Source organism: Ancylobacter dichloromethanicus (assembly GCF_018390645.1).
GTDB classification, from domain to species: Bacteria; Pseudomonadota; Alphaproteobacteria; order Rhizobiales; family Xanthobacteraceae; genus Ancylobacter; species Ancylobacter dichloromethanicus.
The window spans coordinates 58,830-85,328 of record NZ_JAHBGC010000005.1; the positions used below are offsets into that span (position 1 = coordinate 58,830).

Annotated in this window: 30 protein-coding genes; 14 read left to right on the forward strand and 16 right to left on the reverse strand. The window is 71.3% G+C overall.

Annotation, left to right across the window (positions count from 1 at the left end):
* Nucleotides 1-95: 95 nt before the first annotated feature.
* The 6 genes from KHC23_RS02740 to KHC23_RS02765 all read right to left on the reverse strand — a co-directional run bounded on the left by KHC23_RS02740 (nucleotide 96) and on the right by KHC23_RS02765 (nucleotide 5,444).
* Nucleotides 96-605: a GNAT family N-acetyltransferase gene (locus KHC23_RS02740; protein ID WP_213369253.1), complete on the reverse strand. Its 510-nt coding sequence runs from the start codon at nucleotides 603-605 to the stop codon at nucleotides 96-98.
* The gene (gene tsaB, locus KHC23_RS02745) at nucleotides 602-1,285 is read right to left on the reverse strand and encodes a tRNA (adenosine(37)-N6)-threonylcarbamoyltransferase complex dimerization subunit type 1 TsaB (RefSeq protein ID WP_213369260.1); all 684 of its coding nucleotides are present in this window, start codon (nucleotides 1,283-1,285) and stop codon (nucleotides 602-604) included. Before tsaB ends, KHC23_RS02740 begins: the two co-directional genes overlap by 4 nt.
* 116 nt (nucleotides 1,286-1,401) lie before the next feature.
* Nucleotides 1,402-1,956 carry a NifU family protein gene (locus KHC23_RS02750; RefSeq protein WP_213369262.1) on the reverse strand — a complete coding sequence of 185 codons (555 nt, stop codon included), beginning with the start codon at nucleotides 1,954-1,956 and terminating at the stop codon, nucleotides 1,402-1,404.
* Between the two features lie 116 nt (nucleotides 1,957-2,072).
* Entirely contained in the window at nucleotides 2,073-2,570 is a 498-nt protein-coding gene (locus KHC23_RS02755; RefSeq protein ID WP_213369264.1) for a universal stress protein, read from the reverse strand.
* Nucleotides 2,571-2,603: 33 nt separating this feature from the next.
* Nucleotides 2,604-3,635 carry a tryptophan--tRNA ligase gene (trpS, locus tag KHC23_RS02760; protein WP_213369266.1) on the reverse strand — a complete coding sequence of 344 codons (1,032 nt, stop codon included), beginning with the start codon at nucleotides 3,633-3,635 and terminating at the stop codon, nucleotides 2,604-2,606.
* Nucleotides 3,636-3,767: 132 nt separating this feature from the next.
* Nucleotides 3,768-5,444, reverse strand: a complete 1,677-nt coding sequence (locus tag KHC23_RS02765) for a lipid II flippase MurJ (RefSeq protein WP_271188635.1) — start codon at nucleotides 5,442-5,444, stop codon at nucleotides 3,768-3,770.
* Nucleotides 5,445-5,638: 194 nt separating this feature from the next.
* On the opposite strand from KHC23_RS02765, the gene KHC23_RS02770 reads away from it, so the two are divergent.
* Entirely contained in the window at nucleotides 5,639-6,637 is a 999-nt protein-coding gene (locus tag KHC23_RS02770) for an adenosine kinase (RefSeq protein ID WP_213369268.1), read from the forward strand.
* 170 nt (nucleotides 6,638-6,807) lie between these two features.
* On the opposite strand, the gene KHC23_RS02775 is transcribed toward KHC23_RS02770, so the two are convergent.
* Genes KHC23_RS02775 through KHC23_RS02790 form a run of 4 tightly spaced genes read right to left on the reverse strand, consistent with a single transcriptional unit; the run spans nucleotide 6,808 to nucleotide 9,685 of the window.
* Complete coding sequence (locus tag KHC23_RS02775) at nucleotides 6,808-7,533, reverse strand: DUF2076 domain-containing protein (RefSeq protein ID WP_213369270.1); 726 nt, start codon at nucleotides 7,531-7,533, stop codon at nucleotides 6,808-6,810.
* A gap of 28 nt (nucleotides 7,534-7,561) precedes the next feature.
* Nucleotides 7,562-8,281, reverse strand: coding sequence for a Bax inhibitor-1/YccA family protein (locus KHC23_RS02780; protein ID WP_213369271.1), 720 nt, complete (start codon nucleotides 8,279-8,281; stop codon nucleotides 7,562-7,564).
* Between the two features lie 29 nt (nucleotides 8,282-8,310).
* Complete coding sequence (locus KHC23_RS02785) at nucleotides 8,311-9,111, reverse strand: anti-sigma factor family protein (protein ID WP_213369273.1); 801 nt, start codon at nucleotides 9,109-9,111, stop codon at nucleotides 8,311-8,313.
* Nucleotides 9,095-9,685, reverse strand: coding sequence for a sigma-70 family RNA polymerase sigma factor (locus KHC23_RS02790; RefSeq protein ID WP_213369275.1), 591 nt, complete (start codon nucleotides 9,683-9,685; stop codon nucleotides 9,095-9,097). Before KHC23_RS02790 ends, KHC23_RS02785 begins: the two co-directional genes overlap by 17 nt.
* A 256-nt stretch (nucleotides 9,686-9,941) precedes the next feature.
* Between KHC23_RS02790 and KHC23_RS02795 the strand changes: the two genes are divergently transcribed.
* On the forward strand, nucleotides 9,942-11,141 hold the full coding sequence (locus KHC23_RS02795) for a M20 aminoacylase family protein (protein ID WP_271188636.1): 1,200 nt from the start codon (nucleotides 9,942-9,944) through the stop codon (nucleotides 11,139-11,141).
* Between the two features lie 37 nt (nucleotides 11,142-11,178).
* Nucleotides 11,179-12,426, forward strand: a complete 1,248-nt coding sequence (locus KHC23_RS02800) for an MFS transporter (protein ID WP_271188637.1) — start codon at nucleotides 11,179-11,181, stop codon at nucleotides 12,424-12,426.
* A gap of 116 nt (nucleotides 12,427-12,542) precedes the next feature.
* Here KHC23_RS02800 and KHC23_RS02805 read toward each other — a convergent pair whose 3' ends face one another.
* Both KHC23_RS02805 and tal read right to left on the reverse strand, forming a co-directional pair.
* Nucleotides 12,543-13,301, reverse strand: a complete 759-nt coding sequence (locus tag KHC23_RS02805; RefSeq protein ID WP_213369279.1) for a sulfite exporter TauE/SafE family protein — start codon at nucleotides 13,299-13,301, stop codon at nucleotides 12,543-12,545.
* Between the two features lie 111 nt (nucleotides 13,302-13,412).
* Nucleotides 13,413-14,384 carry a transaldolase gene (gene tal / locus KHC23_RS02810; RefSeq protein WP_213369281.1) on the reverse strand — a complete coding sequence of 324 codons (972 nt, stop codon included), beginning with the start codon at nucleotides 14,382-14,384 and terminating at the stop codon, nucleotides 13,413-13,415.
* Between the two features lie 217 nt (nucleotides 14,385-14,601).
* Here tal and KHC23_RS02815 point away from each other — a divergent pair, with 217 nt between their 5' ends.
* Genes KHC23_RS02815 through KHC23_RS02825 form a run of 3 tightly spaced genes read left to right on the forward strand, consistent with a single transcriptional unit; the run spans nucleotide 14,602 to nucleotide 16,665 of the window.
* Complete coding sequence (locus KHC23_RS02815; RefSeq protein ID WP_213369283.1) at nucleotides 14,602-15,444, forward strand: hypothetical protein; 843 nt, start codon at nucleotides 14,602-14,604, stop codon at nucleotides 15,442-15,444.
* Between the two features lie 34 nt (nucleotides 15,445-15,478).
* A complete protein-coding gene (locus tag KHC23_RS02820; protein ID WP_213369285.1) occupies nucleotides 15,479-16,117 on the forward strand; it encodes a chromate transporter in 639 nt (212 codons plus the stop codon).
* Entirely contained in the window at nucleotides 16,114-16,665 is a 552-nt protein-coding gene (locus KHC23_RS02825; RefSeq protein WP_213369287.1) for a chromate transporter, read from the forward strand. The genes KHC23_RS02820 and KHC23_RS02825 overlap by 4 nt, the downstream gene beginning before the upstream one ends.
* Before the next feature lie 40 nt (nucleotides 16,666-16,705).
* Here KHC23_RS02825 and KHC23_RS02830 read toward each other — a convergent pair whose 3' ends face one another.
* Complete coding sequence (locus tag KHC23_RS02830) at nucleotides 16,706-17,404, reverse strand: TIGR00266 family protein (RefSeq protein WP_213369289.1); 699 nt, start codon at nucleotides 17,402-17,404, stop codon at nucleotides 16,706-16,708.
* A gap of 195 nt (nucleotides 17,405-17,599) precedes the next feature.
* On the opposite strand from KHC23_RS02830, the gene KHC23_RS02835 reads away from it, so the two are divergent.
* Together KHC23_RS02835 and KHC23_RS02840 are read left to right on the forward strand one after the other, a co-directional pair.
* Complete coding sequence (locus KHC23_RS02835) at nucleotides 17,600-17,950, forward strand: hypothetical protein (RefSeq protein ID WP_213369290.1); 351 nt, start codon at nucleotides 17,600-17,602, stop codon at nucleotides 17,948-17,950.
* Nucleotides 17,951-17,956: 6 nt separating this feature from the next.
* Nucleotides 17,957-18,226, forward strand: coding sequence for a DUF1275 family protein (locus KHC23_RS02840; RefSeq protein WP_213369759.1), 270 nt, complete (start codon nucleotides 17,957-17,959; stop codon nucleotides 18,224-18,226).
* Nucleotides 18,227-18,235: 9 nt separating this feature from the next.
* On the opposite strand, the gene KHC23_RS02845 is transcribed toward KHC23_RS02840, so the two are convergent.
* Complete coding sequence (locus KHC23_RS02845; RefSeq protein ID WP_246544103.1) at nucleotides 18,236-18,841, reverse strand: DUF6101 family protein; 606 nt, start codon at nucleotides 18,839-18,841, stop codon at nucleotides 18,236-18,238.
* A 217-nt stretch (nucleotides 18,842-19,058) separates the two neighbouring features.
* Between KHC23_RS02845 and KHC23_RS02850 the strand changes: the two genes are divergently transcribed.
* The 5 genes from KHC23_RS02850 to lpxK all read left to right on the forward strand — a co-directional run bounded on the left by KHC23_RS02850 (nucleotide 19,059) and on the right by lpxK (nucleotide 23,269).
* A complete protein-coding gene (locus tag KHC23_RS02850) occupies nucleotides 19,059-19,868 on the forward strand; it encodes a 3'(2'),5'-bisphosphate nucleotidase CysQ (RefSeq protein WP_213369292.1) in 810 nt (269 codons plus the stop codon).
* Nucleotides 19,869-19,896: 28 nt separating this feature from the next.
* A complete protein-coding gene (locus KHC23_RS02855) occupies nucleotides 19,897-20,142 on the forward strand; it encodes a DUF4170 domain-containing protein (protein WP_213369294.1) in 246 nt (81 codons plus the stop codon).
* Between the two features lie 68 nt (nucleotides 20,143-20,210).
* Entirely contained in the window at nucleotides 20,211-20,957 is a 747-nt protein-coding gene (locus KHC23_RS02860) for a lysophospholipid acyltransferase family protein (protein ID WP_246544105.1), read from the forward strand.
* A 6-nt stretch (nucleotides 20,958-20,963) separates the two neighbouring features.
* Nucleotides 20,964-22,259 carry a 3-deoxy-D-manno-octulosonic acid transferase gene (locus KHC23_RS02865; protein WP_213369296.1) on the forward strand — a complete coding sequence of 432 codons (1,296 nt, stop codon included), beginning with the start codon at nucleotides 20,964-20,966 and terminating at the stop codon, nucleotides 22,257-22,259.
* A gap of 5 nt (nucleotides 22,260-22,264) precedes the next feature.
* A complete protein-coding gene (lpxK, locus tag KHC23_RS02870; protein ID WP_213369763.1) occupies nucleotides 22,265-23,269 on the forward strand; it encodes a tetraacyldisaccharide 4'-kinase in 1,005 nt (334 codons plus the stop codon).
* A gap of 9 nt (nucleotides 23,270-23,278) precedes the next feature.
* Here the strand turns inward: lpxK and KHC23_RS02875 are convergent, their stop codons facing one another.
* Together KHC23_RS02875 and xseA are read right to left on the reverse strand one after the other, a co-directional pair.
* A complete protein-coding gene (locus KHC23_RS02875) occupies nucleotides 23,279-23,503 on the reverse strand; it encodes a DUF2093 domain-containing protein (RefSeq protein WP_213369297.1) in 225 nt (74 codons plus the stop codon).
* 142 nt (nucleotides 23,504-23,645) lie between these two features.
* On the reverse strand, nucleotides 23,646-25,280 hold the full coding sequence (xseA, locus tag KHC23_RS02880) for an exodeoxyribonuclease VII large subunit (protein ID WP_213369299.1): 1,635 nt from the start codon (nucleotides 25,278-25,280) through the stop codon (nucleotides 23,646-23,648).
* Between the two features lie 266 nt (nucleotides 25,281-25,546).
* Here xseA and KHC23_RS02885 point away from each other — a divergent pair, with 266 nt between their 5' ends.
* Nucleotides 25,547-26,491, forward strand: a complete 945-nt coding sequence (locus tag KHC23_RS02885) for a glycine--tRNA ligase subunit alpha (protein ID WP_213369301.1) — start codon at nucleotides 25,547-25,549, stop codon at nucleotides 26,489-26,491.
* Nucleotides 26,492-26,499: the final 8 nt, after the last annotated feature.

Here is a 26,499-nt window from a genome sequence, read left to right on the forward strand (position 1 = left end):
TTTCTTTCGGCCCGCAAGGCAGCCCGCACGGTTCACCTTGTCCGCGTCCGTCCCGCCTTATGGCGCAGCACGGCGGGCGAGGGCAATGGGTTCGCTCAGGCGATGTCGCGCCGCATGGTCAGCGCCGCGACCGGCGCGCCGGCGCGGTCGCGATAATAGCCCGGACGGCGGCCGATTTCGCGGAAGCCGGTGCGGGCATACAGCCGCAAGGCGGCGAGGTTGCCGTCCTCCACCTCCAGGAACACCGTGCGGATGCCTTCCGCCGCCAGCGTGCCGAAGGCGGCCTCCACCAGCCGGGCGCCGATGCCCTCGCCGCGGCGGCCGTCATCGACCGCAACGGAGAGGATCTCCATCTCCGGCGTCACCCCGCTCAGCAGGATGAAGCCGACCGGGGCGCCGCCGGGGGCGTCGGTGGCGACGAGGCCGCGGCTCAGCCGGTTGGCGATGAGCCGCTCGAACTCGGCCGCGTCCCAGCCGAGGCGGAAGGACTGGGCGTGGATGCGCGCCAGCGCGTCGGCGTCGCTGGCGCGCATGGCCCGCAGCGCGACCTCGCGCCGGCGCGCCCTGCCCGTCAGCCATCCCAGCCATGCCGGCAGCCCGCTCACCGACGGGCGATCCGGCCGCCGGTCTGCGGCGTGGCGTCGGCGTCGCGCAGATAGAGCGGCTTCGGTTCGGAGCGGTCGGGGTCGGCGACGCTGGCGATGCGGGCGAGCCAGACCGGGTCCGGCGTCGCGGTGGCCCGCACCTCGGCGGGCGGCTGCGCGCCCATCGGCCAGGCATCGGCGATGAGGCCGGCGCCGGAGCCGACCAGCCGCACCGGCCCGTTGGCGACCGAGCGGGCGGCATCCTTCACCGCCATCGCCCGGGGGCTGACCAGTATCCGGCCGGCGGGGCCGATCATCTGCAGGTAGACATTGCCGTGGCGGGCGTCGATGGCGGCGGCCACCGGCACATTGTCGTCGCGCGCCAGCAGCGGCGCGGCCAGCACGGTCAGGGTCGGCAGGCCGATCACCGGCTTGCCGGTGGCGAGGCCGAAGCCGCGCGCGGCGGAAATGCCGACCCGCAGCCCGGTGAAGCTGCCGGGGCCGACGGTGACCGCGAAGGCGTCGATCTCGCCGAAATCGGCGCCGGCGGCGGCCAGCACCCGCTCCACCATGGGGATCAGCGCCTCGGCATGGCCGCGCGCCATGACGATGTGCTCCACCGCCCGTGTGCGGTCGGTGTCCATGTCGTGCAGCGCCGCCGAGCAGGCCTCAAGCGCGGTGTCGATGGCGAGGATCAGCATAAGCGAGAATCAGCATGGACGAACCCGGTCATGCGCGCACCATGCGCACGGGCGCGGCCGGTTGGAAAGCGGGCGCCCGGCGGGCGGGCCCGGCCGGGCTGGTCAGGCGGGGCTGTTCAGACCGGGCGGACCTCGACCACGTCGGGCACGAAGTGGCGCAGCAGGTTCTCGATGCCGTTCTTCAGCGTCGCGGTGGAGGACGGGCAGCCCGCGCAGGAACCCTTCATGGCGAGGAACACCACGCCGTCCTTGTAGCCGCGGAAGGTGATGTCGCCGCCGTCATTGGCCACCGCCGGGCGCACCCTGGTGTCGATCAGTTCGCGGATGGTGTCGACCACGCCGGCATCCTTCTCCTCGAAGAAAGCGTCGTCGGCGGTGTGGGCGTGGTCCGCCGGCAGGATCGGCTGGCCGGAGACGAAATGCTCCATGATGGCGCCGAGAATGGCCGGCTTGAGATGCGCCCACTCGCCCTGCTGCTTGGTCACGGTGACGAAATCGGAGCCGAAGAACACGCCGGTGACGCCCGGCACCTCGAACAGGCGCACGGCGAGCGGCGAGCGGGCCGCCTCGTCGGCGTCGCGCGCCTCGAAGGTGCCGTCGCCCAGCACCGAGCGTCCGGGCAGGAACTTCAGCGTGGCGGGATTGGGGGTGGCTTCGGTCTGGATGAACATGTCGGTCTCCTTGCCAACCACGGTTCAAGGCCGCGGCGACGGGGGGAATTTCCACTTTAGATAAGCTCTCCGGTGGCGCGGGGGAAGAGGCGCTGGCGCTCCGGCCGGCGGGGACCTCACGCCAGCGCGTCGATCTCGGCGTCGGAGAGCGTGCCGGGCACGATGGTCACGGGAACCGGCAGGCCGGCCCACCCGCCCTTCGCCAGCGAGGCGATGAGCGGCCCCGGACCCTCCTTGCCGGTGCCGGCGGCGAGCACGAGGATGGCGATGTCCTCGTCCTCCTCGACGATCCTGTGGATCTGCTCGGCGATGCCGCCCTCGCGCACCACCCGTTCCGGGTCGAGGCCGGCGATGCCCTGGGCGCGGGCGGCCAGCAGGTCGAGCCGGGCGTCGGCCTTGTCGGTCGCCTCCGCCCGCATCAGGTCGGCGACGCCGAGCCACTGGCTCGGCGCGTCCTCCAGCGCCAGCACGCTGAGCAGCACCACCCCGCCGCCGGTGCGCGCCGCCCGCCGCGCCGCGTAATACAGCGCGCGGTCGCATTCCGGCGTGTCGTCGGCGAGGACGAGGAATTTGCGGCGGTGGCCGGGCTGGTGGCTCTGGCGCTGGCGCGGCATGGGCTTTCCCCGGGCGGTTCTGACCGGGGAAGGCTAGCGCACGAAGCCGACGATGTCGCGGACATTGGCCATGGTGGCGTCGGCCAGCACGCGGGCGCGCGCCGCGCCGTCGCGCAGGATGGCGTCGATATGGTCCGGTTCGGCCATCAGCCGCTGCATCTCGGCGCCGATCGGCCCGAGCCTGGCCACGGCGAGGTCGACCAGCGCCGCCTTGAAGGTGGAGAACTGGCCGCCGCCGAACTGGCGCAGCACCTCCTCCTTCGGCAGTTCGCCGAGCGCGGCATAGATGCCGACGAGATTCTCCGCCTCCGGCCGCCCCTTCAGCCCCTCGGCCTCGGACGGCAGCGGCTCGGGGTCGGTCTTGGCCTTGCGGATCTTCGAGGCGATGAGGTCGGCATCGTCGGTCAGGTTGATGCGCGAGAGATCGGAGGGGTCCGACTTCGACATCTTCTTCGCCCCGTCGCGCAGGCTCATCACCCGCGCCGCCGGCCCGCCGATCAGCGGCTCGGGCAGCGGGAAGAAGGCCTCGCCGAGCCCGTTGGCGGCGATGGAGGGGGCGAAGTCGTTGTTGAACTTCTGCGCGATGTCGCGGGTCAGCTCCAGATGCTGCTTCTGGTCCTCGCCCACCGGCACGTGGGTGGCGCGGTAGAGCAGGATGTCGGCGGCCATCAGGCTGGGATAGGCGTAGAGGCCTACGGAGGCGTTCTCGCGGTCCTTGCCGGCCTTTTCCTTGAACTGGGTCATGCGGTTGAGCCAGCCGAGGCGCGCCACGCAGTTGAACACCCAGGCCAGTTCGGCATGGCCGGAGACCTGGCTCTGGTTGAACACGATGTGCTTGGTCGGGTCGATGCCGGCGGCGACGAAGGCGGCGGTGACCTCGCGGATCTGCCGCTTCAGGTCGGCCGGGTCCTGCCACACCGTGATGGCGTGCATGTCGACCACGCAATAAAGGCAGTCATGGCTCTCCTGCAGCGCCACGAAGCGCTGGATGGCGCCGAGATAATTGCCGAGATGCAGGTTTCCGGTCGGCTGGACGCCGGAAAACACGAGCGGCTTGAATTCCATGTCGGGACGTCCTGTGGTCTGCGCCCTGCCGTGCCGCGGGACGTCGCCCCGGGGCGGGGGCGCTATGGCACGCATGAACTTCAGGGGCAAGCTTCTTCGGGAGCAAGCTTCTTCAGGGGCAGCGGCAGCGCGCTATTTGCGCCAGCCCGCGCGCAGGCCGGCAATGTCGAGGCCGCCGAGCGCCAGCGCCGCGCTGGCATAGACGCCCGCCCCCAGCGCCACGAGGCCGGCCAGCACGCCGGCGGCGGTCAGCCCGCCCTGCGCGAGGGCGCCCTCCAGCCCCTGCCGCGCCAGCGTCACCGCCGCCGCCATGGCCAGCGCGGCGACGACCAGCCGGCCGAGCCGGCGGCGGGAGGCGGCCGGCAGCACGATCAGCCGCCGGCGGACAAGGCCGGCGGTGAGCGCGACGAGCGCCGCGAGGCTGGAGGCCAGCACGCCGAGCGCCGGCCCCGCCATGCCGAGCGGCCCGACGGCGAGGAAGCCGACCAGCGCGCCCAGCGGCAGCGCCGCCAGGCTGGCGAGGGTGACGAGGCGGGACAGGCCGCGGGCGAAGGCGATGGTGATCAGCACCTTTTCCAGCGCCTGCGCCGGCAGGGTCAACGCCAGCAAGGCGAGGGCGCTGGCGGTGAGGGCGCTGGCGGCGGGGTCGAAGGCACCGCGCTCGAACAGCACCACCACGATGGGATGGGCGAGCACGGCAAGGCCGAGCGCCGCCGGCAGCGAGAGCGCCAGCGCCGCCATGATGCCGCCGGCACCCAGGTCGCTAGCGCCCACGACGCCCGCCCCCAACCTGCCCGCGCCGGCCTCTCCCTGCCGCGCGGGCGCGTCGCCATCCGCCGCCAGCGCCGGCAGCAGCACCGCCCCGGCGCTGGCGCCGACCAGGCCGAGCGGCAGCTCGACCAGGCGGGTGGCGTAGAACAGCGCCGCGACCCCGCCGCCAATGCCCGAGGCCGCCGCCGCCGCGATGAGAAAGCGCAGCTGCGGCAGGGCGGCCGCCAGCAGCGGCGTCGCCGCCCCGGTCAGCACCGGCAGCGCCGCCCGGAGTTCGGCCCGAGTGGCCGGCAGACGGAAGAAGCCGCGCGGCACGGCGGCCCGATTCAGCACGAACTGGGTCAGCGCCCCCGCCACCGCGCCGGCCGCCAGCCAGGCCAGCGCCGCGGACGAACTCATCGTGTGGGCGCCGGCAAGCCAGAGCATCACGAGCAGCGCGATCACCGCCACATTGGCGGCGGCCGGGGCGAAGGCGGGCCGGGCGAAGCGGCCGCCCGCATTGGCGAAGGCGGCGAACACCCCGGCGAGCAAAGCGAGCGGCAGGCACACCACGGTGAGCCGCCCGGCCAGCACCGCGCCCTCCGCCCGGGCGCCGTCGCCGGCAAAGCCCGGCGCCAGCACCGCCACCACCAGCGGCATGAAGGCGAAAAGAAGCGCCGCGAGCGCGAGCCCGGCCAGCGCGAACAGCACCAGCGCCGCTCCGGCAAGGGCGCGGCGTGGCTCACCCGCCGGCGCCCGCGCCAGCCCCGGCAGCAGCGCGGCGTTGAGCGCGCCCTCGCCGAGCAGGCGCCGGGCGATCTGCGGCAAGGCGAGCCCGGCCACCGAGGCGTCCGCGACCACACCGGTGCCGAACAGCGCCGCCACCCCGGCATCGCGCGCAAAGCCGAGCCCGCGCGAGGCGAGCGTCAGCAGGGCGACGGTGGAGGCGTGGCGGAGCAGGGCCATGCGCCAGCAATAGTCGGCCGGCGAGGGAAGGGAAAGGCGGTTGGAGCCGGGCCGCCCTTCCCGGCAGGCCGGTATCTGCGGATGGCCGGGCACGACCCCGCCAATCAGGCTTCGGCCGGCCTGCGCGGCGTGGCCGGGCGCCCGGGCCGGGTCCGGCGATGAAGACGGCGGGGAGCGCGCCGGCGTTGCGGGCGGGGCGCCCTTCTGCTACCGCGAAACCCGCCTTCCCGACCCCGCTTCCAAAGCCCGCCTTCCCCAGGACGAACCCTTTCGGAGAAACGCCGTCCATGACCGCTTCCCAGCTCGATGTGATCGGCTTCGGCAATGCCATCGTCGACGTGATTTCCCGCACCGAGGACGCCTTCCTCGACCGGCATGGCATGCGCAAGAGCGGCATGACGCTGATCGACGAGGCGCGCGCCGAGGCGGTCTATGAGGCGATGGGGCCGGGGGTGGAGATTTCCGGCGGCTCGGCCGCCAACACCATGGTCGGCATCGCCGCGCTGGGCGGGCGTGCCGGCTTCATCGGCAAGGTGCGCGACGACGAGCTGGGTGGCATCTTCGCCCACGACATCCGCGCCGCCGGCGTCGCCTTCGCGACCTCGGCCGCAAGCGCCGGCCCGGCCACCGCCCGCTGCCTCATCCTGGTGACGCCCGACGGCGAGCGCACCATGAACACCTATCTCGGCGCGGCGCAGGACCTTTCCCCCGCCGATGTCGACGAGGCGATGGTGGCGGGCGCCAAGGTCACCTATCTCGAAGGCTATCTGTGGGACCCGCCGCCGGCCAAGGAGGCCTTCCTCAAGGCCGCCGGCATCGCCCACAAGGCCGGGCGCACCGTGGCGCTGACGCTTTCCGACGCCTTCTGCGTCGGGCGCTACCGGGCCGAGTTCCTCACGCTGCTGCGCGAGGGAACGGTCGACCTCGTCTTCGCCAACGAGGCGGAGCTGATGTCGCTCTACGAGACCGATTTCGACGCCGCCCTGGCCCGGCTGCGGCAGGAGGCGCGGCACGCCGTCGTCACCCGCAGCGAAAAGGGCGCGCTGGCCGCCTCGGGGAGCGAGTTGGTTGCCGTCCCGGCTTTCGCGGTGCCGAAGGTGGTGGACACCACCGGCGCCGGGGACCTGTTCGCCGCCGGCTATCTCCACGGTTTCGCCAGCGGCTTCGGCGCTGAGGAATGCCTGAGGCTGGGCGCGCTCTGCGCGGCCGAGATCATCAGTCATATCGGCGCCCGCCCGGAGCGCCGGCTGAAGGACTATGCCGGGGAGAACGGCCTGCGGGTGTAGCCCGCGACCCGCTTCGCGCGGGCGAAAATGGAGCAAAAAAGAACAGGCCGGTGAGGGGCCGGCCTGCTGGAGTTGGGAAGTGCCCGCCGCCGGCCGCGGCCGGCGGGGGGAAGTGAAACGCAGTGGGCGCGCCCGCGGCAGGAGCGTTCGGGACGCGCCGCCGCCGGCGGTCAGAACTCCTCGCCGCCGCCGAACCAGTCGCCACCGCCGAAGAAGCCGCCATCATCGCCGCCGGCATCGGTCGGCTCATCAGCCGCCGCCGGCTCTTCGGCAGGGGTCTCGGCAGCGGTCTCGGCGGGTGCTGCCTCGGCCGCCTTGGCCTCGCCGCCGCCGAACATGCTGCCGATGGCGCTGCCGAGCAGCACGCCGCCGGCCACGCCCATCGCGGTCTGCGCGGCACCGGCCAGGAAGCCGCCACCGCCACCACCGAAGCCCGGACGCCCGAAGCCGCCCTGCTGCGGCGCGCCGGGCGCGCCCATCGGCTGGCCGGGCTGGCCGCCTTGCACCGCGCCCGAGCGCCACGCCGGTGGCGCGTCGTCGGGTATCCCCGGGTTCGCGCCGGCGGCCGTGCCGGGGCGCGGCATCGAGGGCACCGGGCTGCGGCGGACCGGCTCGCCGGAGCCGAACAGGCCGCCGAACAGTCCACCGCCGGCCGGCCGCGCGGCGGCCGCCTGCTGCGTCTGCTGTTCCAGCGCCTCGATGCGGGCCTGCGCCTGCTGCAGGGCGTAGTCCTGCATCACGATGGTCTGCGCCATCAGGTAGGGCGCGGCCGGCTGCTGGGCGATGCGCTGGGCGATGAAGCCCTCCGCCTCGGCGTCGCGCGGTCCGGACTGGCGCTCGGCCTCGGCGAGCTTGCCGAAGAGGCCGTCAATGGCCTGGCGGTCCTGGTCGTTCATGGCTGGGTTCCCTTGGCGGTTGTCCGCCTCACTCCCGCTCGCCGGTGAAATTCAGCAGCAGCTGGAAGATGTTGACGAAGTTGAGATAGAGCGAGAAGGCGCCGAACACGGCCAGCTTCTGCTGCGATTCGGCGTCGAAATGGTCGGCGTACTGTTCCTTGATCGACTGGGTGTCCCAGGCGGTCAGGCCGACGAAGACGAGGATGCCGACCACCGAGACGATGAACTGCAGCATCGTCGAGCCGAGGAAGATGTTGACCACGCTGGCGATCACCACGCCGATCAGGCCCATGATCAGGAACGAGCCGAACTGCGAGAGGTCGCGCTTGGTGGTGTAGCCGTAGAGGCTGGTGGCGCCGAACATGGTGGCGGCGATGAAGAAGGTGCGCGCGATCGAGGTGCCGGTGAACACCAGGAAGATCGAGGCCATGGACAGGCCCATCACCGCGCAGAAGGCCCAGAACATGGTCTGCGCCGCGCTGCCCGACATCGACTGCATGCGGAACGAGAAGAACAGCACGAAGGCCAGCGGCGCCAGCATCACCACCCATTTCAGCGGGGTGGAGAAGATCGGCACGTAGAGCGCCGGCGTGGTGCCGACGATGAAGGCCACCGCGCCGGTCAGCACCAGACCGAGCGCCATGTAGTTGTAGACCCGCAGCATGTGGCGGCGCAGGCCCTCATCATAGACGGCCTGGTCGACGGAGGCGGTGCGGGACCACTGGAAGCCGGAATTCGGCGTGTTCATGTCAGTCTCCTGATGGCGAGCATGTGAGTTCAGTAGAGCGTCCGGGCAAGGCGCGCGGCCGCCCGGTCGAGATCACGCGAATCGGCTGCATCGCCGGTATGGGCGACCAGCGCATAGGCCACCTCGCCGACCTGCCAGTAGGCGGCGGTAAGCTCGTCCTGCGGCACGCTGGTCGCCGGCACGACGTCGAACCCGCCGGGCCGCACCGCGAACAGCGAGGCGGTGCCGATCTCCCCGGCCTCGACGGTCATTTCCACGCTCGGGCCGAAGGTGGAGGGAAACACCTGCACGTCCTCCACCTTCCAGCCCTCCGGCAAAACCGGCATGACAATGGCGGTGGCGGAGAGGATTTCCGCCGGGTCGTAGCGATTCGACCCCGGCTGCGAGGGCATGTCGGCGCGTACGAGCGCGGTGCGGTGGGCGCGCACGGCGTCCTCCAGATAGGCCGGGGGAAGCCCCGAGGCGACGACGCGGCTCACGCCCAGATGGCCGAACTGCGCGTTGGCGATCCAGCCGGCGCCGAGCAGCAGCGCCACCGTGGCGGCGACGCGGAACCGGCGGCTCCAGCGGGCCCGCGCGAGCGCGCCCTGCAGCCGCCGCGCCGCTTCCACCGTCGCCAGCCGGGCCGCCGCGGTCGAGGCGGAGCGGGGCGTCTCGGCGAGAGCCAGGCGCAATTCGTCGCGGATGCGCAGGTCGCCCATCACCCGCGAGGCGGCGGCCGGGTTGGCGCTGAGATAGGCCTCGACGTCGATGCGCCGCGCCACGCTGAGCTGGTCGTCGACATAGGCCTGCAGGTCGTCGTCGGAGACGGGGTCAACGGGACGGTTCATCCGTGCCTCCTACAATGCGCAGGCGTTTCGGGGCGTCCGCCGCGCTGCCGTCCTCCATCGCCCGCAGCGTGGCGCGGGCGCGCGACAGGCGGGACATCAGCGTGCCCTGCGGAATGCCCAGCGTCGCCGCGGCCTCGGCATAGCCGAGCCCCTCTATGGCGACGAGGTGCAGCACCGCGCGCTGCTCCTCCGGCAGCGCCATGAAGGCCTCGCGCACCTCGGCGAGCCGCAGCCGGTGCTCCTGCGCCGGGGCGGCGCTGGTCTCCGCGAGGTCGAGGCTGTCGGCCTCGCGCCGGGCCTCGGCGGCCCGCGAGCGGCGGCGGTCGACGAACACGTTGTGCAATACCGAGAGCAGCCAGCCGCGCAGCCCCGAACCTGGCTGGCCCGAGCCGCGCGCGGCGTTGCCGGGCGCGGCGCGGTCGGCATCAAAGCTGCCGCGCCGCTCATAGGCGCGCACCAGCGCGTCGTGCACGAGGTCCTCGGCCTCGACGTCGTCGCGTGTCAGCGCGCGCGCATAGCGCCGCATCACGCCGAGCTGGGCCGGCACGTCGAAGGAGGTGTCGTCGCGCTTCATGATCCGTATACGGAGCCGTGCCGCTCTTTCATCCCGCCCCCTTCGCGATTTTTCGTTTCGCCGCTCCTGAATAACCCAACGGCAGGCGCGGCGCCGTTCACATCGGCGGAGGCGGCGTGTCTTCCGGCGCGGCGCCACCCATGCGGGAACGAGGGGGTGCCCCTGCCGTCGGCGCGCTTGCCTCGTCCTGAAGCCGATGCCTAATACGCGGATCGGACACGGCGCCTCGGCCGGTTCCAGCAGAGGGATGACGACCGTGCAGCACACCCCCCGCGATGGCTCCACCCCCGGCACCTTGCCCGCCCTCGCGGCGCAGGCGGACGAGCTGGCGGGATGGCGCCGCGCCCTGCACGCCATGCCCGAGACCGCCTTCGAGGAGCATCGCACCTCGGCCTTCGTCGCCGAAAAGCTGGAGAGCTTCGGCCTGCCGGTGCGTCGCGGCCTCGCCGGCACCGGGCTGGTGGCGACGCTGAAGGGCAATCGCGGCGCCGGCCCCGCCATCGGCCTGCGCGCCGACATGGACGCGCTCGACATCGACGAGGCGACCAACCTGCCCTGGCGCTCCGACACGCCCGGCAAGATGCACGCCTGCGGCCATGACGGGCACATGACCATGCTGCTCGCCGCCGCCCGGCATCTCAGCGACAATCCCGATTTCGCCGGCACGGTGCATTTCATCTTCCAGCCCGCCGAGGAGAATGAGGGCGGCGGCAAGGTCATGGTCGACGAGGGCCTGTTCGACCTGTTTCCGATGCAGGCGGTCTATGGCCTGCACAACTGGCCGAACGCGCCCTTCGGCACCTTTCTCGGCCGGCCCGGCGCCATGTTCGCCGCCTTCGACATCTTCGAGGTCAAGGTGACCGGGCGCGGCGCCCATGCCGCCATGCCCCAGCGCGGCATCGACCCGGTGCTCGCCGCCGCCCATGTCGTCGCCCAGCTGCAGTCCATCGTCTCGCGCTCGGTGAACCCGCAGGAAGCGGCGGTGGTCACCGTCACCCAGATCCATGGCGGCGACACCTGGAACGTCATTCCCGACGAGGTGGTGCTGCGCGGCACGGTGCGCACCTTCTCCCGCGAGGTGCGCGATCTCGCCGAGCAGCGCTTCCGCGCCATCGTCGAGGGCGTCTGCGCGGCGCAGGGCGCGACCGCCACCCTCCGCTACGACCGGCGCTATCCCTCGCTGGTCAATCACGCGGAACAGTTCGACCACGCGCTGGCGGCGGCGCAGGCCACGGTGGGCGATCAGGTCGATGCCGATTTCGAACGCATCATGGCGGCGGAGGATTTCGCCTACATGCTGGAGGCGGTGCCCGGCGCCTATCTGTGCCTCGCCAGCGGCCCGGGGCCGAACCTGCACAACGCCGCCTACGACTTCAACGACGCGCTGCTGCCGGTGGGGGCCAGCTACTGGGTCAACCTCGTCGGTTCCCTGCTCGGGCCGGCGCCGCGCGCGTGAACCTCCTGCGGGCGAGCTGCTGCCGGGTGCGCCTGTGGTGAGCGTCCTTTCCCCTTCCGCCCTGGAGCCCGAGGACGAACCGGGCGCGCCGCCGGACGGGCGCAGCCCGTTCGTGCTCGGGCTCGGCGTGGCGCAGCTCTGTTCGTGGGGCAGCCTCTATTACAGCTTCCCGCAGATCGCGCAGGCGATGGGCGCCGACCTCGGCTGGTCGAAGGACGAGCTCTATGGCGCCGCCACGCTCGGCCTCGCCCTGGCCGGCGTGCTCACCTATCCGGTCGGCGCCGCCATCGACCGCGGCCATGGGCGGGCGGTGATGGCCGGCGCCTCGCTGCTGGCCGGCGCCCTGCTGGTGCTGTGGGCGCAGGTGGAGAGCCTCGGCCTGTTCTATGTCGCCGTGGCCGGCATCGGCGCGGTGCAGGCGGCGACGCTGTACGAGCCGGCCTTCGCCGTCGTCGCCCGGCGGGCCGGGCCGCTGCGGGCGCGCGCCGGCATCACCGCGCTCACTTTGTGGGGCGGCTTCTCCTCCACCGTGTTCATTCCGCTGATCCAGCTGCTGCTCGACACGGTCGGCTGGCGCGACACGTTGCTGGTGCTCGGCGCGGTGAACATCCTCGTCTGCGCGACGATGAACTTCCTCGCCGTGAATGCCGCGCGCGACCGGCCGGCGCCGCGTGGCCATGTGATAGCCGCGCCGCGCTCGGTCATCGGCGCGGTGATCCGGCAGCCGGTGTTCTGGGCGCTGGCCGTGGCCTTCACCGCCTATTCCGCGATGTTCTCCGGCTTCACCTTCCACATGTACCCGCTGCTGGTCGAGCGCGGCTTCGACACCGCGACGGTGGTGAGCGCCATCGCGCTGATCGGGCCGGCGCAGGTCGCCGGGCGCGTCCTTGTCTCCGTGCTGGCGCCGCGCGCGCCGGTGCGGGTGGTCGGCTCGGTCATCGTCGCGGTGTTCCCGCTCGCCTTCCTGGCGCTGGAGCTGATTCCGCCGGATTTCGCCTTCGTGGCGCTGATCGCCCTCGGCTATGGCGCGGTCAATGGCATCATCACCATCGTGCGCGGGCTGGTGGTGCCGGAACTGCTGACCCGGCGCGCCTATGGTGCGGTGAACGGCGCGCTGGCGATGCCGGCGACCTTCTCCCGGGCGCTGGCGCCGGCCGGCATGGCCATGCTGTGGACCGCCACGGGCTCCTATGACGCGGTGCTGATGGCGGTGATCGCCCTCGCCTCGACTCTCGCGCTGGGTTTCTGGTGCGCGGCGGCGATGGCGCGGCCGGTGGAGGAATGAACGCCGGAGTATTTTCGAGCGAAGGGGAGATCGACGTGAAGACCGGTTGGCGTGAAGAAAAGGCGCCAAAGCGACAAGCGGGAGCCCCTTGCCGAACCACCGTTCGGCAAGGGGCTCTAGGACCCGATCATTCCCGCCGCGCCGTCCCAGGTGAGCTTCAGCGAGACCAGCAGCAGCGCACCCATCACCAGCCGGTAGAACAGCGCCTCGGGCAGCCGCCGGGTGAGCCAGACGCCGACGAAGGTCGCCGCCACCGCCACCGGCATCAGCAGTGCCGTGATCGTCAGATTGGCCGGGTTGAGCTGGCCGAGCGCCGCATAGGGGATGAGCTTGAGCGCGTTGATGGCGGCGAAGGTCAGCGTGGTGGTGCCGGCATAGACCATCTTCGGCAGTTTCTGCGGCACCACATACATCTGGAACGGCGGCGCCCCGCCATGGCTGACGAAGCTGGTGAAGCCCGACACCGCGCCCCAGAACAGGCCGCGCGGCAGGTCGGCGGGCCGCGCCACCCGCCCGGCCCGGCCGAGCCAGCGGATGAGGCAGAAGGCGAGGCCGATCATCCCGACGATCAGCATCACCATCGCATCGGTCACGATCGAGGCGGTGGCCCAGCCGATGCCGATGCCGATGGTGGCGGCGGGAATGAGGATGGCGAGGTTACGGCCGGAGAATTCGCGCCGATAGGCCCACACCCCGAACATGTCGCTGACCACATAGACCGGCAGCAGCAGGCCGGCGGCGGTGATCGGCGAGATGAACAGCGCCAGGGTGGGCACGGCGAGGCTGCCGATCATCGGCACGCCGCCCTTGCCCATGCCCACGAACAAAGCCGCCAGGCCGGCGGCAAGGGCAAAGCCGAGATCGGGCACGGGCATGGAGAGGAAACCGCCGGAAACGGAGGAGGAGGGGAGCCCTCCTCCTCGTGGCGACCGCAATCCCGCAGCTTGATGAAGCAGCCGGTCCTGCAGCCTGTAGGTGCAGCCGGATCAGGCGGCCTGCGCGCCTTCCAGCCGCTTGGCGACCAGGCCGCGCAGGGTGCGCAGGTCCTTCACGAAGTGCCGGATGCCGTCGGAGAGCTTTTCCGTCGCCATCTGGTCCTCGTTCATGGCGAAGCGGAACGCCTTCTCGTCGAGATGCAGCCGATCCGGCGCGCCCTCGGTGTTGGCGGGGTCGAGCTTGCGCTCCAGCACGCCCTCGTCGGCGGCGAGCTGGTCGAGCAGCGAGGGGCCGATGGTCAGCCGGTCGCAGCCCGCCAGCGCCTCGATCTCGCCGGTGTTGCGGAACGAGGCGCCCATCACCACGGTCGGGATGCCGTGCTTCTTGTAATAGGCGTAGATCTGCCGCACCGAGACGACGCCGGGGTCGGTTTCGGCGGTGAACGGGCCTTCGCCCGCGCTCACATGCCAGTCGAGGATGCGCCCGACGAAGGGCGAGATCAGGAAGGCGCCGGCATCCGCCCCTGCCGCCGCCTGGGCGAGCGAGAACAGGAGGGTGAGGTTGCAGTCGATGCCTTCCTTCTGGAGCACTTCGGCGGCCCGGATGCCTTCCCAGGTCGAGGCCAGCTTGATGAGGATGCGGTCGCGCCCGACGCCGCGCGCCTCATAGGAGGCGATGAAGGAACGCGCCTTGGCGAGGCTCGCCTGGGTGTCGAAGGAGAGGTCGGCATCCACCTCGGTGGAGACGCGGCCGGGCACGATCTTCGACAGCTCGGCGCCGAAGTTCAGCGCCAGCCGGTCGCAGGTCGCGGCGACGACGGCCTCGGAGGCCCCGCCCTGCCGGCGGCCCCAGTCGATGACTTCGTCCACCAGCGGCGCATAGGCCGGCATCTCCGCAGCCTTGAGCAGCAGCGTCGGGTTGGTCGTGCAGTCCTGCGGCTTCAGCCGACGCACCGTTTCGATGTCGCCGGTATCGGAGACGACGACGGTCATGGCACGCAATTGGTCGAGCTTGGAGGGCATGGCGCTTTCTCTCTTCTCGCGGGAACGGACCCCCGTGGTCCTGTCCGCAGGCACGGATAGACGATCAGCTTGGTTGGACCACATTTGGGGCGCGGTCTTCAAGGTGCCCCAAACGATGACGCGCATGTGACGCCGACGCCGGACTGGCCTTGTAGAGACTTCGCGGGGGGCGTAAATCTTGTCGCCCGGCGCGAGGCCTGGGGCAGCGGAACCTTCCATGGACGATATTCACTACCGCGAATACAAGATCCTGCTCCGCCCGGAGCGCTTCTTCGATCCCCACCAGTTCGAGGTTTACTGGCACAAGCTGTGCCTGATCGCGCCCGAGTTCAAGGTCGGCGTCAGCACCAACAAGGACGGCTTCAAGCGCCAGGTGCGCGAAGTGCTGTTCTACGACACGCCCGACTACGACCTCTACCGCAACGCCTTCATCTTGCGGAAGCGCACCTTCTACACCGATGGCTGGCCCGAGCCCGAGCATGAGCTGACGCTGAAGTTCCGCCATCCCGAACTCGCCGTCGCCGCGGCGGTCGACGTGGTGCCGCATCTCAGCGGCGCGGCCGACATCAAGTTCAAGGAGGAACTTCTGCCGCTGAAGGACAGCCTGGGCGGCGTGCGCTCGCTCTATTCGCATAATTGCGTGCTGCTCAGCCCCGGCCTGGTGCTGGACGCCGGGCTGGAGCGCATCACCTCGGTTTTCCCCGAGCTGGCCGAGCACTGCCCGGCCGACAAGGCGGCGACGATCTCGCTGGTGAACAACCTGCCGGTCGAGGAGGTGCAGGTGAATGTCGGCTCGTTCGATTTCGGCCATGGGCTGATCGCCAAGGCGACCATCGCGGTCTGGCGCGACCGCGCCACCGAGAGCTCGATCATCGGCGAGTTCGCCTTCCAGGCGAAGTTCGACCGCTACGACGCGCTCAGCGCCAAGGCGCTCGCCCGCTCCGAGGAGTTCTTCAAGGCGGCGCAGACCCGCGCGCCCGAATGGGTGAAGCTCGGGGCGACCAAGACCGCGCTGGTGTACAATTTCGGCAAGCAGCTCGTGGCCAGCCACGAAGGCTGAACCCGCCGCCGGCGCATCTCTGGAACCTCCCCGCATGAACCCTTCCCCTCCGCCGGTTCCCGCCGCCGCCGCCGAGGCGCCCGCCGCCTACGCGGTGCCGCGCGGCGTGCCTCTGTGGGACATCTTCGTCACCTTCCTGTTCATCGGCGCGATCAGCTTCGGCGGCGGCGTGGTGGCGTATCTGCGGGCCAGCCTGGTGCTGAAGAAAGGCTGGCTGGACGAGGAGCACTTCCTCTCGGCGCTGGAGATCTCGCAGGCGCTGCCCGGCCTCAACGCCACCAATATGAGCATCATCGTCGGCGACCGGCTGCGCGGCGTGGCCGGCGCCATCATCGCCTTCGCCGGCATGACGCTGCCGGGCGGCAGCATGGTTCTGGCGCTCGGCGTGGCCTACGCCGCCAACGCCCACAACCCCTATGTCAACGCCGCCCTTGTCGGGGTGGGCGCCGCCGCGGTCGGCATGCTCTCGGCGGTGACGCTGCAGATCGGGCACAAGCAGCTCAATCAGGTGCTCAACGTCGCCATCATCGCCGCGACGGTGCTGATGGTCAGCTTCCTGCACATCTCGCTGATCTGGGTGTTGCTGACCGTCGGCCCGGTCGCGGTGTTCCTGTTCCGCCCGCGCAAGGGAGACGGCGAGGCCGCCGCCGGCAAATCCGGGGAGGCCTCATGAACGAGAACCTGTCGGTCCTCGGCGTCTTCTCGCTGCTGTCGATCCTGGCGGTCGGCGGCGGGGCCGCCGTGCTGCCGGAGACCAAGGCGCTGGTGGTGGAAACCCATCACTGGCTGAACGACGACCAGTTCCGCGACATTTACGGCCTCGGCCAGGTGGTGCCCGGCCCCAACATGCTGATGGTCATCGTCATCGGCTACCACGTCACCGGCTTTGTCGGGGCGTTGATGGCCTTTCTCGGCTTCTTCCTGCCGGCCGGGGCGATCTCCTGGGCGGCCTCGCGGGTGTGGGACCATTTCGAGGGCTCGCCGTGGCGGCGCGCGCTGCAGCAGGGGCTGGCGCCGCTCGTGGTCGGGCTGATGGCCTCGGGCACCATCTCGATCGCCCGCACGGCGATCGACGGCCGACTGACCGTCGTCATCGCCTTCGCGGTGTTCGCCGGGGTCTACTGCGTCAAGAAGATCAACCCGGCACTGCTGGTGCTGGGCGGCGGGCTGGTCGGTCTCGCGCTGCTCAGCGGCACCGGGGCGGGCATGCCGCCCTCCTGATCCCCCGCCCTCCTGATCCCGGCCGCCCCGACGGCCGGCTTCAGCCCCGGCGTTCCGGCAGATAATAGCTGATCGCATGGGCCAGGCCAGGCGCGGTCAGGCTCTGCAGCCAGACCTTGCCGGGCCCCGACAGCCGCACCAGGAACAGTCCGTCGCCGCCGAACAGCGCATTGCGCACGCCGCGCATCGTCGTCAGTTCGAATCCGACGGTCTCCTCGAACATGCCGACATGACCGGGATGCACGAGCAATTGCTGGCCGGGCTGCAGTTCATAGGTGACCAGTTCGCCGCTCAGCTCGACGAAGGCGCTGGCGCGGCCGGCGAGCTTCTGCAGGATGAAGCCCTCGCCGCCGAACACCGCCCCGCCCAGCGTCTGCTGGAACGCGGTCGTCACCTCGATGCCGGGGGTGCCGCAGACGAAGCCGTGGCGGTGGACCAGATAGCCGCGCCCGGGCTCGACCTGCATCTCGACGAAGCTGCCGGGCAGCTTGGCGGCGAAGGCGACATTGCCCGGGCCGCGCTCGGCGTGGAATTCGGTCATGAACAGCCCGCCGCCCGATACCGCCCGACTCACGAGCCCCAACAGCCCGCCCGACCCGCCGCCGCCGGCGGTGGAGGTGGTGAGCGAGATATCCCCCGACATCCAGGAAAGCTGGTCGGGAACGCCGATGACGCGGTCGCCGGCGTCGAGCTGGAGTTCGAGAACGGGGAGCGTGGTGCCGATGATTTTCGAGCGCATGCGGGGCCTCCGGAGGTCTTGGCGGCAGGTTTGCGGAAGGGGGGCGGAAGGGTGGCGCCCGCCACCATAGGCGAGGTCGGCGGCGGCGTCAGCGGCCGGGAAGAATTTCCGCTGCCGCATGGGGTTGCGGCTGGTGCCCGGCAAGGCCCGTGCTATCCTGCCTTTCTATCGCCACCTTTTCACGGGGAGTGCCTCATGCGTGATCCCTACGTGACTTCCGCTCTCGCGCTGCTGCGCCGGGCGATCTTCGGCGCCGCCCTGGCGCTCGCCGCCTTCGTGGTTGTGGGCGTTGGCTCCGGCTCCGCCCAGGCCGGCGTTACCCTGCCGAGCCTCGCCGCGCCCTCCGCCGCTCTCGACAGCATTGGGGCGCCCGCCCTGCAGGCCGAGAATGTGCGCTGGATCTGCGGTCCCTGGCGCTGCTTCTGGCGTCCCAACTGGCGCAACTGGTACGTACCGCCCTATGCGCGCGGCTGGGGCCCGCCGGTTCGCCCGACCTGCTACTGGCGCCGCGGCTGGGGTGGCGGCTGGGTGCATGTCTGCCCCTGACACGCCATAGGCGAAGCGAGAAGAGGAAAGGGCGCCGCGTGCGCCCTTTTTGCTGCCGGCTTCGTCGATGCGGTCGGCTACGCCCATCTCGGAGGGTTGTTCCTGTCCTTCATGAGCGGCAACAGCACCCGGCTCGGCCTCCAGATCGCGCAGGGGCAATGGTCGGTGACGCTGGTCACCGAGGCGGCCGGGGGGCTGCTGGCCACGCTGATGGGGCTTGCGGTCGCCTTTCACGGTCATCTGGTGCGGCCGATCGCGCCGCAGGGCGGGGCGTGACGCACGGGTTCAGTCCCGCGCGATCAGCTCGCGCTCGCCGCGATGCACGGCCGGCTCGCCGATGGGACGCCCGGCGGCGCGGCGCCGATAGACGCTCGGCCGGCGGTGCTTGAGCGCTCCCCGGCGTGCGCGGCGCTCCCGCGTGTCGCCGACGGTGAGCCGGCCGATCATCGCATAGGCGGGCCGGCGGGTGCCGTCGGCTTCGCTCACCAGCATGGGCAGCCCGAGCGCCGCGCTCCAGAAGCGCCATTCCGCCACCACGTCGTCGATGTGCGGCGCGCTGTACAACGTCACGCACAGCGCCAGGTCGGCATGCGCCAGTACGATGGCGACCCCGTCGCCCTCGCCTTCGGGGTCGAGCAGCTCGACGGCGAGGCCCTGATAGGCTTTGAGCGGGCGGGCCGCCTTCATCGGCACGCCGGCGACGCGGCGGCGCAGCACGACGGACTGCGGGCCGAGCTCGACATGCCGCATGTGGCCATCGGCGCCCGGGTCGGGCGACTGGAACCGGAGCGGCCAGCCCTCCGGCGAGTCCGGGCGCGGCAGCGCCACGTAGGGATCGGCCGCCACCGGCCCGGCCGCGTCCATCTGTGCTTCCATCTTCTGCTGACGCATCTCGCATCTCCCCGCCGATTTTCTGGCTCTGCGGCCTCGGTCGTGGGGGCACTGTAGTCGCGGGGGCCTGCCGACCCGCTTAAGGGAGATGGTTGACGGTTTCTTCTCGGCGCCGAATGGCACCTATGCTTGATGAAAGCTTGTCGGATTGGTTCCGAATGCCGATATCGCGTTTGCATTCTTTTCCCCTCCCGCGTACTTCCCCCGAATGGACCCGATGCCGACCCTTGCCTCCGACCTCCCCCGCCACGATCCCCTCGCCGATCCCGCCGTCGCGGCGCGACATCTGGCCGACGCGGTCGTCGCCGCCGGCGCGGTGGCGGTGGCGATGTTCCGCGAGGGCGTGAAGAGCTGGTCCAAGCACAATGATTCCCCGGTCACCGAGGCCGACCTCGCGGTCGACGCGATGCTGCGCGAGCGGCTCAGCCTGATCGGCCCGGATTATGGCTGGCTGTCGGAGGAAACGGTGGACGAGCCCTCGCGGCTGTCGCGGCGCCGGGTATGGATCGTCGATCCGATCGACGGCACCCGCGCCTACATGGCCGGGCGCGAGGACTGGTGCGTCGAGGCCGCGCTGGTGGAGGACGGCCGCCCGATCGCCGGGGCGCTGTTCGCGCCGGTGACCGACGAACTGTTCATCGCCGTGCTGGGCGGCGGCGCGACGCGCAACGGCCGGCCGATCCGGGTGTCCGAGGCGGGGGCCGTGGCCGGCGCGGTGATCGACGGTCCCGCCCCGTGGCTCAACCACATGGACCGGAACGGAAGCCTGCGCCGGGTCGAGCGCATCAGGTCGCTGGCGCTGCGGCTGGCCCGCGTCGCCACCGGCGAACTGGATGCGGCGCTGGCGTCACCCAACGGGAATGATTGGGACCTTGCCGCAGCGGACCTTTTGGTGCACGAAGCAGGCGGACGGCTGACCACGCTCGATGGCCGTCCGCTCGCCTATAACGCGCCGGTGCCACGGCATGGAGCGCTGGTTTCCGCCGGCAGCCTGCTTCATCCCGCACTCGTCGCCGCGGCGCGCTGACGGTTCCCGAGCACAGGACGCGACCGGAATGCCCGAGACCACCAGTCCCCAGCTTCTGCACCTTGTCTTCGGCGGCGAGCTCGAAAAGATCGACGGCGTCACCTTCAAGGACCTTGACGCGCTGGACGTCGTCGGCATCTTCCCGAACTACGCCACCGCCCATGCGGCGTGGAAGGCGAAGGCGCAGCAGACCGTCGACCAGGCGCAGACCCGTTACTTCATCGTGCACCTTCATCGCCTGCTGGACCCGGAAGCCAGCGCGAAGACCAGCTGAACGCCGGTTTCCGCATGTGGCGTAGACTGCGCACCTCACCGACGGTCCGCACCGTTCTCGGGCGGGGCATGGCGTCCTATCTGCGCCTCGTCTGGCGCACCCAGCGCGTGGTGATGGAGCCGGCCAACCTGTATGAGCTGGCCGACGCGCAGCTGCCGATGATCCTCACCTTCTGGCACGGGCAGCATTTTCTCACCCCGTTCATCGTCAGGCCCTATCACCGCGCCAAGGTGATGATCTCGCGCAGCGCCGATGCCGACGTGAACGCCATCGCGGCCGAGGCGCTGGGTATCGGGGCGGTGCGCGGCTCCGGCGCGCAGGGGCGCGACTTCCGCACCAAGGGCGGCTTCAACGCCACGCTGGAGATGATCCGCCATCTCGGCGAGGGCACCAATGTGGCGATGACGGCGGACGTGCCGAAGATCTCGCGCGTCGTCGGCCTCGGCGTGGTCACCATCGCCAAGCATTCCGGGCGGCCGATCTACCCGGTCGCCATCGCCACCTCGCGGCGCATCCTCGCCCGCAGCTGGGACAGGGCGGCGATCCACCTTCCCTTCGGCCGGGCGGCGGTGGTCGCGGGCGATGGCGTGCGGGTGGCGGTCGATGCCGGCCCGGAGGCGCTGGAGGAGGCGCGGCGCGAATTGCAGCGCCAGCTGGAACAGATCACCGCCCGGGCCGAGGAACTGGTCGGCCGGCGGTCGGCGACTCCGGCCGCCGCCAGGCCGGAAGCGCCGGCGGCGGCGAATCCCGCGCCACCGGCAGCCCCCCGGAATCCCGCGCCGGATCACGCTTCCGCCGAACCGCGCAACGGTTGACGCGCCATGGCACGGGCGCGCTCCCCTTTCCTCGTCCGCCTGTACCGGGCGGCCACCTGGCTGGCGCCGCCCTTGGTCCGCCTGCTGCTGGCGCGCCGGCTGAAGCGCGGCAAGGAGGACGGCACCCGGCTCGGCGAGCGCTATGGCCGGGCCAGCGCCCCGCGCCCGCGCGGCGCCCTGGTGTGGGTGCACGGTGCCAGCGTCGGCGAGATGATCGCCGTATTGCCGCTGATCGAGCGGCTGCGCGGGCGCGGCTTTCGCGTGCTGTTCACCTCCGGCACGCTGACCTCGGCGCAGCTGGCGCAGTCGCGCCTGCCGCCCGACGTGCCGCACCAGTTCGTGCCGCTGGATTCCCCGCTCTTCGTGCGGCGCTTCCTCAGGCACTGGCGGCCCGATCTGGTGCTGCTGGTCGAATCCGAGCTGTGGCCGAACCTGATCATCGAGGTGAATGCGCGCGGCACGCCGCTGGTGATGGTCAATGCGCGGATGTCGCCGGCCTCCTTCGCCAATTGGCGGCGGGTCCAGGGCAGCGTGTCCGCCCTGCTGTCGCGGGTCGACCTGTGCCTGGCGCAGGGCCCGGAGGATGGCGAGCGGCTGATTCAGCTCGGCGCGCCGCGCGTCACCGTCACCGGCAACCTGAAATTCGACGCGCCGCCGCCCCCGGTCGACATCGCCGCCTTCGACGCGCTGCGCACCGCCACCGCCGGGCGGGTGGTGTTCATCGCCGCCTCCACCCATCCGGGCGAGGAGGAGATCGTCATCGAGGCGCATCAGCGGCTCGCCAAGGAACTGCCGAACCTGCTCACCATCATTGCCCCCCGCCATCCCGAGCGCGGCGTCGCGGTGGTGGAACTGGCCACCGCGGCGGGCTGCCCGGCAGTCCTGCGCAGCGACGGCTACCGCCCGGACAAGGGCACCGCCATCTATGTCGCCGACACCATCGGCGAACTCGGGCTGTTCTACCGGCTCGGGCCGGTGGCCCTGCTCGGCGGGTCGCTGGTGCGCAAGGGCGGGCAGAACCCGATCGAGCCGATCAAGCTCGACACCGCCATCCTGCACGGGCCGAACGTGACCAATTTCAACGCGCTCTATGCCCGGCTCGACGAGGCCGGCGGTGCCGCGCCGGTGACCGATGCGCGCTCGCTGGCCGCCGCCGCCTACATGCTGCTGGCGGACGGCGCCTCGCGCGGCCGGATGATTGCGGCCGGGCAGGCGACGGTGGAGAATTTCGGCGGCGCGCTGGAACGCACGCTTGCCGCCATCGATCCCTATCTGGTGCAGATCAGGCTGGAGAGGCGTTGACCTTCATGCAGGCACCGGATTTCTGGTGGCGACGGGAACGCGGCCTGCTGGCGAAGCTGCTGGCGCCGCTGGGCGCGCTGGTGGGCGGGGCCACGCTGGCCCGCCTGCGCCAGCCCGGCACCGAGGTCGGCCTGCCGGTGATCTGTGTCGGCAACCCCACGGTGGGCGGCGCCGGCAAGACGCCGACGGTGATCGAGATCGCCCGCCGCCTCACGTTGCGCGGCCACAAGCCGGCGGTGCTCACCCGCGGCTATGGCGGGCGGCTGAAGGGCCCGGTGCGGGTCGACCCTCTTCTGCATGGTGCCGACGAGGTGGGCGACGAGCCGCTGCTGCTGGCCCGCAGTGCCCCGACCTTCGTCGCCCGCGACCGCCTGGCCGGCGCGCAGGCCGCGGCGCAGGCCGGCGCCGATGTGCTGATCATGGATGACGGTTTTCAGAGCCCGGCACTGGCCAAGTCGCTGTCGATCCTGGTCGTCGACGCCGGGGTGGGGGTCGGCAACGGCCTGTGCCTGCCGGCCGGGCCGCTGCGCGCGCCGCTCGCCCCGCAACTGGAGCGGGCGCAGGCGCTGCTGGTGATCGGCGAGGGCGCGCCGGGCGAACGCGCCGCCCGCGAGGGCTACGCGGCGGGCGTGGTGGTGCTGCGCGGCCGGCTGGCGCCGGAGGCGCAGGCGGTGGCGCGGCTGCTCGGCAAGCGGGTGCTCGCCTATGCCGGCATCGGCCGCCCGGCCAAGTTCTTCGAATCGTTGCGCACGCTGGGCGTACTGCCGGTGGTGACGCGGGCCTTTCCCGATCACCATGTTTACACCGCCGCCGAGGTGGAGGAACTGCGCGCGCAGGCCGAGGCGATGGACCTCCTGCTCGTCACCACCGAGAAGGACGCGATGCGGCTCGCCGGCAGCGACATCGGCCAGCACCTGATCGCCGCCTCCGACGTGCTGCCGGTGCGCATGGCGCTGGAGCCACAGAGCGCCAAGGCGCTGGAGCGCATGCTCGGCGGGCTGGGAAGCTGACGGACGCGCTCAGCCGGGGCTGATGCGGTCGGGATAATGCCGGGCGAGCACCGCCTGCGGGCTGGCATAGGCTTCCTGCAGGTCCACGCTCCAATAGCGCAGCTCGTCGAGCGGGATCGCCTCGCCGGTGACGGCGCAGCGCACATAGGTGCCCGGGCGCACGACCCGGAAGTCGCCGTCGAGATAGCGGAGCTCGGCTTCACCCGAGGCGGGGAATCGTTCGAAGCGGTTCATGGTCCCGCTCATCCTGTCTGTTCGGTTGCCGCGACAATAAAGACCCGGGCGCGGTTCCGGCAAGCCTATTAGGGGCGAGCCTGTTCCCGGCACGCCTGGTTCCGCCAATGCCCGGCGCCGCCGACGTGTGGCGTGGCGGCCGTCACTTGTCGAACAAGGTGGGTTGGCGGGGCTCGTCCGGCAAGGGCGTCGCGGCGCGCGTCTTTGCCGGCTTGCGCGGCGGGCGCGCCGGCGGCGGGGCGTCGGGGCCGGATCCGGTGGCCCGCACCGCCACCCGGCCGTCGCGGAACTCGATCTCCAGCGCGTCGCCCGCAGTGATGCCCTCCGCCGCGTGCACCGGTGCGCCCGCGCCATTGCGGACCAGAGCAAATCCGCGTGCGAGCACGCCCTTGTAGGACAGCGCCGCCAGCAGCTTGGCGACGGCGTCCAGCCGGCCGGCGCGTGCGCCGGCCTGTTGGCTCCGGCAGCGGCGCAGCCGCCCCAGCAGGCCGTCCAGCCGATCGCGGCCGCGCTCGCGCCGGTCGCGCTGCGACTGGGCCACCAGCCGCAGCCGCGAATCGACGCGGGTGAGCCGCAGCCGGTGCCCGGCGGTGGTGGCGGTGAGGCCGCGCGGCAGACGGGCGCCGACCACGGCGACGCGCTCGCGCCGGCGGGTCAGGGCCGAGGTCAGCACCTGCGGGCCGAAGCGGCTCTCGGCCCGGGCGAGGCGCAGCCGATGGGCGCTGGCATTGGCCTTCAGCGCGCGCGGCAGGCGCTGACCGGCAATGTCGAGACGCTGGCGGGGCAGGGCGAGCAGGGCGTCGGCGCTCGGCAGCAGGCGGACGAGGCTGCGCAGGTCGGTCCGGCGCCGGTCGAGCCCGCGCGCGAAGCCGGCGCGAAGCCGGGCATGGAACTGGGCCAGTTCGGCGACGAGGTCGGCCCGCACCGGCACCGCCATTTCCGCCGCCGCCGTCGGGGTGGGGGCGCGGATATCGGCGGCGAAGTCGATCAGCGTGATGTCGGTCTCGTGGCCGACGGCGGAGATCAGCGGTATCTCGCTCTCCGCCGCGGCGCGCACCACGCTCTCCTCGGAGAAGCCGAGCAGGTCCTCCAGCGAACCGCCGCCGCGCGCGACGATGATCACGTCCGGGCGCGGGATCAGGCCCCCGGCGGCAAGCGCGAGGCCCCCGGCAGGAATGGAACTGAAGCCGCGAATGGCGGCGCTCACCTCCGCCCCTGACGTGTCGCCCTGCACCCGCACCGGCCATACCAGCACATGCCGCGGGAAGCGGTCGGCGAGGCGGTGCAATATGTCGCGGATCACCGCGCCGGTCGGCGAGGTGACGACGCCGATGACGGCCGGCAGGAAGGGTGGACGGCGCTTGCGCTCGGGTGCGAACAGCCCTTCGGCGGCGAGCCGGAGCTTGCGCTCCTCCAGCATCGCCATGATGGCGCCGGCGCCGGCGAATTCGAGCTGCTCGATGACGATCTGATAGGACGACTTGCCGGGAAAGGTGGTGATGCGCCCGATGGCGACCACTTCCAGCCCTTCCTCGGGGCGCAGCTTCAGCCGCCCGAACACGCCCTTCCACACCACGGCGTCGAGCCGGGCATTCTGGTCCTTCAGGCTGAAATAGGCGTGGCCGGAGGAGTGCGGCCCGCGATAGCCGGAAATCTCGCCGCGCACCCGCACATGGCCGAAGGAATCCTCCACCGTGCGCTTGAGCGCGCCGGAGAGTTCGGAGACGGTCCAGTCGGCGGCGTTGGAGACGGGCGATTCGGAGAGGCTGTCGGGCATCCCCGAGTGATAGTCGGATTTGTCGGAGGCGGAAACCGGGCGGCGAGGGCGACCAACCGAGCGCCGTCATCCCGAGGTGCGAGCGAAGCGAGCCTCGAAGGATGTTCGTTCGGCACCCCAACGAGATCCTTCGAGGCCCGGCCATTGGCCGGGCACCTCAGGATGACGGTGTTTCCTTGGGGACACGGGAAGAGCGCGGCCACCTTGATCCCCGCCCTCGCCCGGCCTAGGTTGCGCCGCCTTTCCCGCCCAACCGCCGGCTCATCATGATCGATCCCGCCCTGCCGCCGCATATGCGTCCCGACAAATCGTTCCAGGGGCTCATTCTCGCGCTCCATGCCTTCTGGGCGGACAAGGGCTGCGTCGTGCTCCAGCCCTACGACATGGAAGTCGGCGCCGGCACCTTCCACCCCGCCACTACGCTGCGCGCGCTCGGGCCGCTGCCGTGGAAGGCGGCCTATGTGCAGCCCTCGCGCCGGCCCAAGGACGGGCGCTATGGCGAGAACCCGAACCGGCTGCAGCATTATTACCAGTACCAGGTGATCCTGAAGCCCTCGCCCGCCGACCTGCAGGACCTCTACTTGGCCTCGCTGGAGGCGATCGGCATCGACCTGAGGCTGCACGATGTGCGCTTCGTCGAGGACGACTGGGAAAGCCCGACGCTCGGCGCCTGGGGGCTCGGCTGGGAGTGCTGGTGCGACGGCATGGAGGTGAGCCAGTTCACCTATTTCCAGCAGGTGGCCGGCTTCGAATGCGCGCCGGTGGCGGGCGAGCTGACCTATGGGCTGGAGCGCCTCGCCATGTATGTGCAGGGGGTCGAGAACGTCTACGACCTCAATTTCAACGGCCGCGAGGGCGACGAGAAGGTCACCTATGGCGACGTGTTCCTGCAGGCCGAGCAGGAATATTCCCGGCACAATTTCGAGCATGCCGACACCGACATGCTCTTCCAGCAGTTCCGCATGGCGGAAGAGGCGGCGGCGAAATATCTGGAGGCCGGCTGGGAAGACGGCACCAAGGCCCGCCATCTGATGGCGCAGCCGGCCTATGACCAGTGCATCAAGGCCAGCCACGTGTTCAACCTGCTGGACGCGCGCGGCGTGATCTCCGTCACCGAGCGCCAGAGCTACATCCTGCGCGTGCGCGAGCTTTCCAGGGCCTGTGGGGCGGCCTGGCTGGCGACCGCGGCGGGCGGCACCCCCGCGCCCTGATCCTCCCT